A 10,337-nucleotide genomic window follows, 5' to 3' on the forward strand; every position below is an offset into this window, starting at 1 on the left:
TTCCAGTCTTTACTTTTGGTACGTTCATCATTATCCTCCTAATATAGTCTCTTAACCAACTAAAATCTTTTCGAGTCCTTACTTGTGGATCCAGGCTCTAAAGCGGCCTATACAACTGTTCGGACTAATGAAAAGATGGGGGCAAAGCGACTAAGCTGCGAAACGGTCTCATTGGACCCAATGACCAACAGTCTGCTTTGCCCAAGTTGGTTATCTAATCAGGATAAACCAACTTATAATTAACATACAAATGACCTCTTTATGGATCCCCGATGAAGCAAAAGACACTCCATCTTTTGCATAATCATTACCATTTGTTAATGTAGGGGAGAGACTTGGTCTCTGCGCTTTTTATGGGCGAACACATAGGTTCGCTCCTACTGGGGATAGCACCCAAAAGAGTTGCGTTCGATTTAATTTACTTAATCTTTACTGAGTAATTATTATGCTATATTATGACACTTATATATAATCCGTTGAGACAGAACGTTGGCGATTTCTAAAGACCTTTCATTGGATGAAGAGACTAGACTTCTACAGGTAGCCCGTGAAGCTGTAGAAAATGCATATGCTCCATATTCGCAATTTCGAGTATGTGCCGCAGTTTTAACTGAAAAGGGCAATGTATTTCCCGGGTGTAATATCGAGAACGCTTCATATGGTCTTATTATCTGCGTTGAGCGGGCGGCGATCAATATATGATGCCCAGGCTAGCGCTCACTCCCGACGGCGAAAAGCCGACCGGAAAAAAAAGGTAGTTGTTTACACCGAGTCCAGGGAGCGAAGAGGGCCTTAGGCAGCGGGTAAGGGTATGGGAGCGAAACCTTCAAAGAATAAAGAATTCAGTCGAAAGTTAAAAAATATAAAACGAGACTCTGATTGAGTTTGAAAGAGTCGGGAGGAAATCATTATGATGATAGCAAGATGGCAGATACAGGCGAGATTCGGACATAAGCAGGCGGCTTTGGATTCCATGAAAAGATGGATCGAAAAAATCGGTTCTCAAATCGGCTGGACTCGGGATAGGGTTAGGGTTATTACCGGTTCTATAGGAGCCTACGAATCGACTATTGAGACCGAGATAATGATCAAGGATTTAAAAGAGCTCGATGATGCCTGGAGCAAACTCGCGAAACTCTCTCCGCACAAGAAATGGGGACAGGAGTTTGAGAATCTAATCGTTTCAGGAACATCACGCTGGGAGATATTCAGGGTAATATCTGATTAATTATATCTTTTGTTCGAATTGTCAGATGCCTCTTATGGCTGAGGGGCTCGAGGTCAGCTTGTTAATCTTGCACCCAAATATCTGGAATTCGGGGTTAATTTTAAAAAGCCTAGTTTCGAGAGTCAAAGTTGATCGCATTTTGACATGGTCGCTTATAAAGTTTGACTTCGGTCTTATCGACATGTGAATATAATATAACAGGATTTAGAAACATAATTATTTTGGGCCTTGTACTGAACAGTAAGGAACGCCCTTTCTATTCAGTTCGTGCTACTTTCGGGGCTAAAAGAGAATCGTCATGTCGAGTAGCAAGCCTTTTATTATTGTCGGAATAGACCTTGCGGGATCTCTGCGTCGTCCGACGGGCGTGTGCGTCCTTCATGGAATGACGGCACGGACATGCATCGTGTTCACCGATGAAGAAATATTACGGTCAATAGGTCTAGCAAAGCCCGATCTCGTTACGATAGACGCTCCGCTTAGTTTGCCTAATGGACGAAGGACAATCCATGACCGCTCTGGTGAGCATTTTCGGGACTGCGACCGCGAATTACGGCGGCGTGGTATCCGATTCTTCCCAATTACGCTTGGTCCGATGCGAATGTTGACGGAACGCGGCCTGGCGCTGAAACCGAAGATCGAGATGATGGGCTATCGCACGGTCGAATGCTTTCCCGGTGGGGCGCAAGGTGTGTGGGGGATTCCCCGGCAGAATCGGGACATTGCCGGACTCAGGGTTGGACTGGGGCGGCTGGGCGTCAAAGGATTGGCAGACGCAACCACAAGCGACGAGCTGGACGCAGTGACCGCCGCTCTAGTTGGCGGGTGGTTTCTATTGGGTAGAGGGGAGGTGCTTGGCGGCGAGGGAGGTATCATGATGCCGTCTGGCCACCGTATTAATACGGGGAAGCAACCCGTCATTTAATGAAAAGAGTTACCTGATTACTGAGCATCTGCATACGTTTCCTCTATTTCAATTTGCAAGCTGTAATGATTGGAAGAAATTTAAAGGTAAATGTGGGGAGATCGGACTGAGGTTTCTCGTTTAGACCGTACTAAATAGCATCCTTCGACAAGCCTGTGCTGAGTGAAATCGAAGTGCTCAGGATGAACGGTGTTCGTATTTAATTTCGTCGATGTGGAAAAAATCCTGCTAAGCTCAATTCATTGTATGATCACCGAAACGGGGAAGGGAAAATGTGGGGACAGACCCCTTTGTGCGATCTATTCATGGGCGAACAAGGTTCGATTAAGTTCATGCGACGTGAGGGCTTTTTTTTTGGTTGATGGGATATCAGTGCACACATTTTTGCTTCTGCTTTCAAGGGATAGGATAAGGTCACTCTAAATTGTAGGTAAAAACTTGCCCGTGCATCAAAAGGTGCACGAATTAATTCGTGCCTACAAGCTGGGTTGATGGGTCATCAGCCTCTACGTTTAAATCTACGTTTAAATTGTTCGACAGATCATGATAAAATTGCTAGCCTAGTCTGAGGAGTATCTTATGGAGACAGTCGGGGCATATGAGGCTAAAACACATTTACCCAAATTACTCGAGAGAGTGATCAAGGGGGAACGGTTTGTCATTACAAAGCATGGAGTGCCGGTAGCTATATTGCAGCCTGCTGAGGCTTTAAAAAAAGCTGATCGCAAAGTTATTATCTCTGAGTTACGCAAGTTTCGTGACAAACACGTACTTAGAGGTGTTACTATCCGTGAAATGATTGAGGCAGGTAGGCGTCCGTCTTTTTGATTTATGGCCATGACGTCACGAGCAAGACTCGTGACCTACCCAGGGTATTAGGGTGTTGATAAAACTAAAAGCCGGGTGGTCCGCGAGTCGTCTCAATTTAACCGTTCGACCCTTCGATATTCCTCAGGGATCAACAGAGGTTCTTGACAGTCGTGCTGATGATCGGTTAAAGGTAGAAATCGAGGGTGGGCGCTCCCTACTCCTCAACAATCAACTTTCCGCGGTACATTGCCATCTGGCATGTAAAATCAAATACACCGGTTTTTTGGGGTGTTATGGTAAGTTCGTAGGGTTTGCCAACGGGCAGATCGGCGCTTATACCCATCTCAGAAAATATTACCTTTTCCGCACAGGGGCTGCTGTCTTTCCGTATGAATCTTAAGGTAGTCGGTTTCCCGACTTTAGTATGTATTACACTGGGATCATAAACTCCACCATCAACTATAATATCGATTGAGCTTCCTTGTACTGCAGTTCCGGCACCTTTTTTGGATAGCCAGAACCACCAAATAACAAATATTATAAGAATTATTCCAATCGAATTTACTAGAAATGTACCCATAGGATTTTAAGCCTTGAACCAACGAAGACGATTGGCGTTGCTCACTACTGTTACTGATGACATGGCCATCGCAGCACCGGCTATGATCGGGTTTAGTAGCAGACCTGTGAATGGATATAATAAGCCTGCTGCGATCGGAATCGCCAGTATATTATAGATAAAGGCCCCGAAAAGGTTTTCTTTGATATTTCGAAGTGTTGCTTTAGATATCTTTATAGCGTCTGGCACTCCATGTAACGATCCCCGCATCAACGCGATATCGGCACTTTCAATGGCAATATCCGTACCACTGCCTATAGCAAAACCCACATCTGCACTTGCCAGTGCAGGTGCATCATTTATACCATCCCCGACCATCCCAACCCTTTCCCCTTTTTGCTGTAATTTTGTGACTTCTTTTGATTTATCTTCCGGCAATACCTCTGCAATCACCTCGTCAATTCCTGTTTGTTTGGCGACAGCATCGGCTGTGGCTTTATTATCTCCTGTCAGCATTACGACCTTTACTCCGAGATTATGTAATCGCTCGATAGCTGCTTTGGAATCTGACTTGACCGGATCTGATATGGCTACAATACCCGCGGCACTCCTGTCTACTGCTAGGTACATGGATGTTTGTCCATATGTTGCTAACTCGTGAGCCTTTTCAGGTAGAGAAAGTAAATCGACGCCATTTTTTTCCATAAGTTTCTGATTGCCGAATAATACGGTTTGCTCTTTAAGCTTTGCTTTAACGCCGTGTCCCGCTATCGCTTCGAAAGACTCAACTGGTTGTAGTTCTATACCCTGATTTTTGGCGGATTCTATGATGGATTGTGCTAACGGATGTTCGGAACCGACCTCTACACTCGCTGCTATCTGCAAGATTTGTCTTTCGTTCCAACCAGATAGAGGTTCTATTGTGGTTACGGAGGGTCTACCCTCGGTAATAGTTCCAGTCTTGTCCAGGACCACAGTGGTCAATTGACCCGCTTGTTGAAGTGAATCGCCTTTACGTATCAAAACACCGTACTCTGCTGCCTTTCCCACTCCAACCATTATGGAGATCGGAGTGGCCAGACCCAGTGCACAGGGACATGCGATGATTAACACTGACATTGCCGTAACTATCATAAATGTAGATTTCGGATCTGGGCCGAAGTTAAACCAGATCATCGCTGTCAGCACTGCAACGATCAATACCACAGGAACGAAGACACCGGATACCCTGTCTACTAAACGTCCAATCGCCGGTTTGGTATTCTGTGCCCTTCTTACAAGCTCAATTATGCGGGCTAAAGCCGTGTCTCTCCCGACTCTTGTGGCCTTGAAAGTGAATGTTCCAAGCTTATTAAATGTTCCGGCCACGACTTCATCACCCAGGAACTTCTCGACTGGAATGGGTTCCCCCGTTAACATGGATTCGTCCACACTGGAATGCCCCTCTGCAATAACACCATCAACTGGTATCTTCTCTCCGGGACGGACCCGTACGATATCATCTAGCAGGACTTGATCTATAGCAATATCTCTTTCTTCACCTTCTCGAATCACACGAGCAGTCTTTGGTTGAAGTCCGATGAGTCGCTTTATGGCTTGAGAAGTCTTGCCTCGTGCACGCATCTCCAGTGCCGCACCCAGTTTGATGAGCGTGATAATAATTACTGCGGTGTCGAAATATAAGTGCCTCTCCGTTTCTGAAGATGAAAAGGGGTAAAAGATTATGAATGTTGAATATAGCCAAGCCATGCCGGTGCCCACAGCAATCAAGGTATCCATATTCGCTATACGATTTATAAAAGATTTCCAGGCACCTGTGAAGAAGTTACCGCCGGCATAAACTAGAACAACAAGGCACAGGATTGACAGGAAGGTGCCAACAAGCCTACCACTCGTTTCAGTCAAAGGTGGAAGCAAACCCACAAGCATGACCAATAAAATTACAATGCCGATAACCGCTGATACGGCCGTTTCTCTTAGAAGCTGCCTATAGTGTTTTATATCGGCTTCTTCCTTATCTAATTCTCCTTGAGAATCTTTTATCAAATTTGCTGTATATCCGGCTTTAGTTACTGCATGAACAAGGTCTTCAGCCGAGGCATCGCCAGTTACAATTGCGGTACGATCTGCGAAATTCACATTCGCTTCTATAACACCTGGGACAGACCTCAATCCAGACTCAACTGCTTCAACACAACTGGCACAGCTCATGTCGGAAATTAGTAGTCTTTTCGTGTTCTCAGCATCAGTATTTGAATTGTTTAATTCTTTGTGCATAAAGTTAACTTCAATTCTATTTTATTATATTTAACTTAATATCTTGATATAACTTGCTACGGGGTTTCCATTATTATTCTGAGTTTAAAAGTCATTTGTCATTCCCGCAGATTACCCGATAGAGTCATTCGAGTACAAGCGTAAGCGGGAATCCATGCTTTTGTTTGTGGATCCCCGATTAAAGTCCTCGGGGATGACAAACCGACGGTCATTCCCGCGGATTGTTGGCGGGAATCCAGTCCCTGTCCCCGTATGTCACTCGGCTGAAACATTCGAGTGCAAGTTTTGGCGGGGATGGATACCCGATTACGCCTGTCTCCGCATGTTTCCCCGATAAATACTTTCGAGGACAAGTCTGGCGGGGAATCCTCAGGTATGACAGCTCGAACGAATCCCCGACAAGGCTTGTCCCCGTATGACAGTAAATTGAAACATTGGAGTGCTAGCTTTATCTGTTTACATTCTGAAAACTTACACCTTGCTTTAATATTCATCATTATCAATAGATGTAATTTACATAACTTCCGATTCGCAGCCAAAGTCTTGCCAGGCCGTTCAAGATGAATCCCCCGCCAGTGTCGACGGTTACACTCGTTGAGCCTCCGATTCGTAATGGATCCTGAGAATCCAAATTTGTGAGTTTTAAACGTACTGGGAATCTTTGGGCAAGCTTAACCCAATTTTGAGGGTTTTTCACTACCGGCAATTCGCCTGAGGGTATTCCCTGACCAGCACTCACCCCCCAATCAAGACTTTCAACCTTTGCCTTAAATATCTTACCAGGGTATAAAGCTATGCTCACTTCGGCATTCTGTCCAGGCCGAATACGACCTATGCTATTCTCTTTGAAGTTTGCTAGAATCCACCAGTTATTAGCATCTACGAATGACATTACTGGCTCACCAACATTGACATAAGTGCCGATACTGAGCTGTAAATTCGATACAAGACCATCAGATGGCGCGTAAACAGTACTTTGAGCGAGGTAATATTCCGCCAGTTCTAGGTCTGATTCAACTTCCTTAATTATGGCATAATCTCCATCAATCTTTAATTCTAATGCCTGTTCTGCTCTGCGCAAATCTGCTTTAGCCTTGTTCGATAAGGCAATTTTTGCGTTCAGATCGTCTCTTGCCTGATCGAACTGGAGTTGCGCTATGAAATTCTGCTTCACGAGCGGTTGGAGGTCTCTAAGTCTCTTCTGTGCAAAATCGACATCGGCTTTACTCTGAGTAACAACGGCATTTGCTGCTTCTATAGAACTTTCCAGTTGCATGATATCCTGTCTGGTTTTTACTAGTTTGGCCTGTAGTTGTTTTACCTTGTATGCGTAGGGACGGTAATCAATTTCAAAAAGGGGTTGCCCATTCTCCACATACGAATCATTATTCACATAGATTTTAGTGACGGGACCGTCCACCTGAGGGGCTATCTGTGTGACATAAGCCTGGATGTATGCGGCGCTTGTATAGGGGGTGTAACGGTCGAGCAAGACATAGTAAAAAATAAGGATAATGATGATGAAGATTATGAGTAAAACCCAGAATTTTACGGTGTATTTGATAATGTCTATGTTAAGTTTGGACTTTAGATCTTTAAGTATCATGCAGCCTCACGGGAGCCGATGTAAGCGTTCCCTCATTCATCTGTTCTATTGCAATCGATATTTTATAGAGTAGAGATAAGATATTATGAATGCTTCCCGGTACGACAGTGAATCTTTCAAATTCTTCTGAATCGTATTCCTGAGTAATACCTCTTTTGAAAAAATTGTCCCTTTGATCATCGATCTGTAACATCAGTGAGTCTAAGTCTATCTCTGGACTTAGTATTTTTAAATATTTTAATTGTTCAGCTGCAGTATTAAAAATAGTAAGGACCTTCTCGTAGCAAGGCTTCATATAGGATAAAAACGTTTTAACCAACCTGCTTTCCCTTTCGCCATATACAGATTTGTTCAAAGTCTCAAATTCTATATATATGTTTTCTATTGATACAATAATGTCTAGCAACTCCTCTGCGTGCATTTTCTCAAAACGAATTGCATATTTGGCATCGCTTAGCAGACTAGAGATTGTTGGTAGATCTGAGGCTAAACTAACTATCATAGCTTTCACCTCTTCTTCCTTTTTATCTTGCGATATTAATATTGTTGAGTAAATGGATCCACATAATTGTAATGCGGTTGATAATTTTTCTTTCAACTGATTCAACGGATCAACAGGCCAAATAAATCTAAGCACCACGAGCGCAATTCCACCTCCAACGATTACTCCTACAAAACGCTCGGTCGCTATGCTTAATGTTAGCGGAGGGCCGTTGGAAGTTAGCATGACAAGTGGTAACACTATCCCGGTTTGGAGGCCAGCGTATGATACTCGTTCACTACCCGTAGTAATATATGAACCTATGAACAAGCCCAGGGTTATTAAGGCGAGGAACACCGGAAAATGTGGTGAAAGTGAGATTATTATAAGTGAAACGAGACCATACAACCCAGCAATTATTACGGCAATAAAGCGCAGCCTTTCCTTCAGTGTGGCCTGACCCAGATTGGCCTGAGCGGCTATTAAAAGTGCCGTAATTAATGCCTGTACCCCCGCTGATAGGTTAAAGTACAGGCTCGCAATCAGTACCAGAAACGTGACGATTATTACTTTGAAACTATGTTTTACATTATCCTTGTTAAACTGGAATATCTGCTTCTCCTTTCTCACCTTGACCGCTGAGGACGTGGTAATTTTGTCATAGACCTTACCGCTATTAATATCATTATATGTATTGATGAAATTTGTAATGGCGGTAATTATATCCTTGATAGTGGAAACAAATGTGCTGAATGCTAGAAATTCTGTTTGGCTCCATTTGTGCAAAGCGTATTCACTATCTCTTAGGGTTGCGTATTTGTCGTCTACGAAGTTTATTTTAGATAGACAGTCTTCTGACACAGGTTCGAGCTTGCCTTCTGTAATCATTGCCTCGCCAAAATTCAGGAATTGTTTTGCAAGAAGGTCTAATGATTCTGTCATGGCTTTATGAATATTTAATTCATCAAGGACTAGTTGTCTCGATTCTTCAATATTTGTTTGCAGGATTTGAATCTTGATGAAAAGGTTTTTCAGATTTCCAACCAACTTAATGTATTGATCTTCGGGAAAGACCCTCTCTTTTTCTTCTTTAGTGGTTAGTGTGATCAAATTTAAAAGATGGCTAAATGTATCCAATGAAAGTTGGACTGTCGGATATCTTTCTGAGATTGAACCTTCGATTTTAAATTTCATTTCTTTAAACAAGGATCCGAAATCATTTAAAACGGCGGACAGGGCATCGCGTAAATGTCTATCGGACCTTAGACTCCAAATGAAGCGATCTGTGAGGGTTGCAACAATCACGCCGATGGCGATTTGTTTGATAAGACTGATCGCGAATTGATGAACCTCGTCGTAGGAATCTGTGCCCTTAAGCATCACGAGACCGGAAAATAATCCGCACATCAATGCGGCGTAGGGGAATGGGAAACGTGAATCATTGTATAAGTACATGCATATGAATATCCATGTCGACATTCCGAGTAAATAAACTAATTTGGAATCTGTGAATAAATTGACGATTAATAATGCTATCATTGATCCAATAAAGATGCCGATAAATCTCTCAATCCCTCTCAATAATGTGTTATCATGGTACATGCTTATGAGAATGTAGGCGGTAATAACTGAGAAAAAGCCATATTCCAAATGCCAAATTACATTAATGATTACACATATGATTGATGCAAGGGTTGCCTTGATTGCATATCTAACTCTGTAGGTTCTTATATGATCCTGAAGGGTCATCTTAGTTCGATTATAAACTTGTAAATTACTATTTCAAGATTATAAAAGAAGGGGCAGCCCATTCTTACTGAGGGCTTAGTACTACGCTGTATTTAAAAAATTTGTAGGGGCTGATGCCCCTGTAGGGACTGATTCCCCAATCAGTCCAAATAGCAAAGCTCATTCGGGTAACGAGGCCTACATATTGCGCAGTTTGTTCAGCGCAAAATAGTAGACCAGGTTGGAATACTTCTCATATAGAACTCAATCTGCCTTCTTCAAGCCGCATTGAATGCTCGCCACTAATGCAAAATCCTCAAAATGTTGACTCAATTCTCCTTCTGAACTGTCCATAGTGCGAAATTGTAATCCAAGTTGGTATTATTGGATTTCGGCCGGACAAAAACGACTTTTAAGTCCTTTTGTTTCATTTTTTTATCGGGATTTGGGCCAGGACCCGTGAAGATGCGACCCCCCCTCTAGTTTCCTAATCAGACAGTTATCGTAGTGCCGTCAAATTTGGTGAAGGTGAAGCCATTGAAGTTCTCATTATAGGTGAGTCTTTGATCTCTCAGGATGCCAATTGCGATGGCTTCGCCCAGCATCAATGAGTCGACATAGTCAGAGCGCCAGTGGATGCCGGCGAAATTTCGACCAATAGCGATGTTGGCTGCAAGCTTGTTCAGTTCACCGCCCACCGTGAGATCAGGTCCGGTGTATGGA

The 10,337-nt window shown here is 43.3% G+C and carries 9 protein-coding genes; 4 read left to right on the forward strand and 5 right to left on the reverse strand.

Annotated features, from left to right (window positions below; genetic code table 11):
* Nucleotides 1–489: 489 nt before the first annotated feature.
* From VGA95_05310 to VGA95_05325, 4 genes are all read left to right on the forward strand, one after another.
* Nucleotides 490–702 carry a cytidine deaminase gene (locus VGA95_05310; GenBank protein HEX9665963.1) on the forward strand — a complete coding sequence of 71 codons (213 nt, stop codon included), beginning with the start codon at nt 490–492 and terminating at the stop codon, nt 700–702.
* A gap of 208 nt (nt 703–910) precedes the next feature.
* On the forward strand, nt 911–1,228 hold the full coding sequence (locus tag VGA95_05315; protein ID HEX9665964.1) for a hypothetical protein: 318 nt from the start codon (nt 911–913) through the stop codon (nt 1,226–1,228).
* Nucleotides 1,229–1,526: 298 nt separating this feature from the next.
* Complete coding sequence (locus VGA95_05320) at nt 1,527–2,153, forward strand: DUF429 domain-containing protein (GenBank protein ID HEX9665965.1); 627 nt, start codon at nt 1,527–1,529, stop codon at nt 2,151–2,153.
* A gap of 579 nt (nt 2,154–2,732) precedes the next feature.
* Complete coding sequence (locus VGA95_05325; protein ID HEX9665966.1) at nt 2,733–2,981, forward strand: type II toxin-antitoxin system prevent-host-death family antitoxin; 249 nt, start codon at nt 2,733–2,735, stop codon at nt 2,979–2,981.
* Between the two features lie 196 nt (nt 2,982–3,177).
* Here the strand turns inward: VGA95_05325 and VGA95_05330 are convergent, their stop codons facing one another.
* The 5 genes from VGA95_05330 to VGA95_05350 form a co-directional block, all read right to left on the reverse strand.
* Nucleotides 3,178–3,543, reverse strand: coding sequence for a cupredoxin domain-containing protein (locus VGA95_05330; protein ID HEX9665967.1), 366 nt, complete (start codon nt 3,541–3,543; stop codon nt 3,178–3,180).
* A gap of 6 nt (nt 3,544–3,549) precedes the next feature.
* Nucleotides 3,550–5,799, reverse strand: coding sequence for a heavy metal translocating P-type ATPase (locus VGA95_05335; protein HEX9665968.1), 2,250 nt, complete (start codon nt 5,797–5,799; stop codon nt 3,550–3,552).
* A 499-nt stretch (nt 5,800–6,298) separates the two neighbouring features.
* The gene (locus tag VGA95_05340) at nt 6,299–7,405 is read right to left on the reverse strand and encodes an HlyD family secretion protein (protein HEX9665969.1); all 1,107 of its coding nucleotides are present in this window, start codon (nt 7,403–7,405) and stop codon (nt 6,299–6,301) included.
* Complete coding sequence (locus VGA95_05345) at nt 7,395–9,635, reverse strand: FUSC family protein (protein HEX9665970.1); 2,241 nt, start codon at nt 9,633–9,635, stop codon at nt 7,395–7,397. The genes VGA95_05340 and VGA95_05345 overlap by 11 nt, the downstream gene beginning before the upstream one ends.
* 470 nt (nt 9,636–10,105) lie before the next feature.
* The coding region (locus VGA95_05350; GenBank protein ID HEX9665971.1) for a phosphoesterase at nt 10,106–10,337 on the reverse strand (232 nt) is incomplete at its 5' end.

This window comes from Thermodesulfobacteriota bacterium, from assembly GCA_036397855.1.
Classification (GTDB): Bacteria; Desulfobacterota_D; UBA1144; order Nemesobacterales; family CSP1-2; genus DASWID01.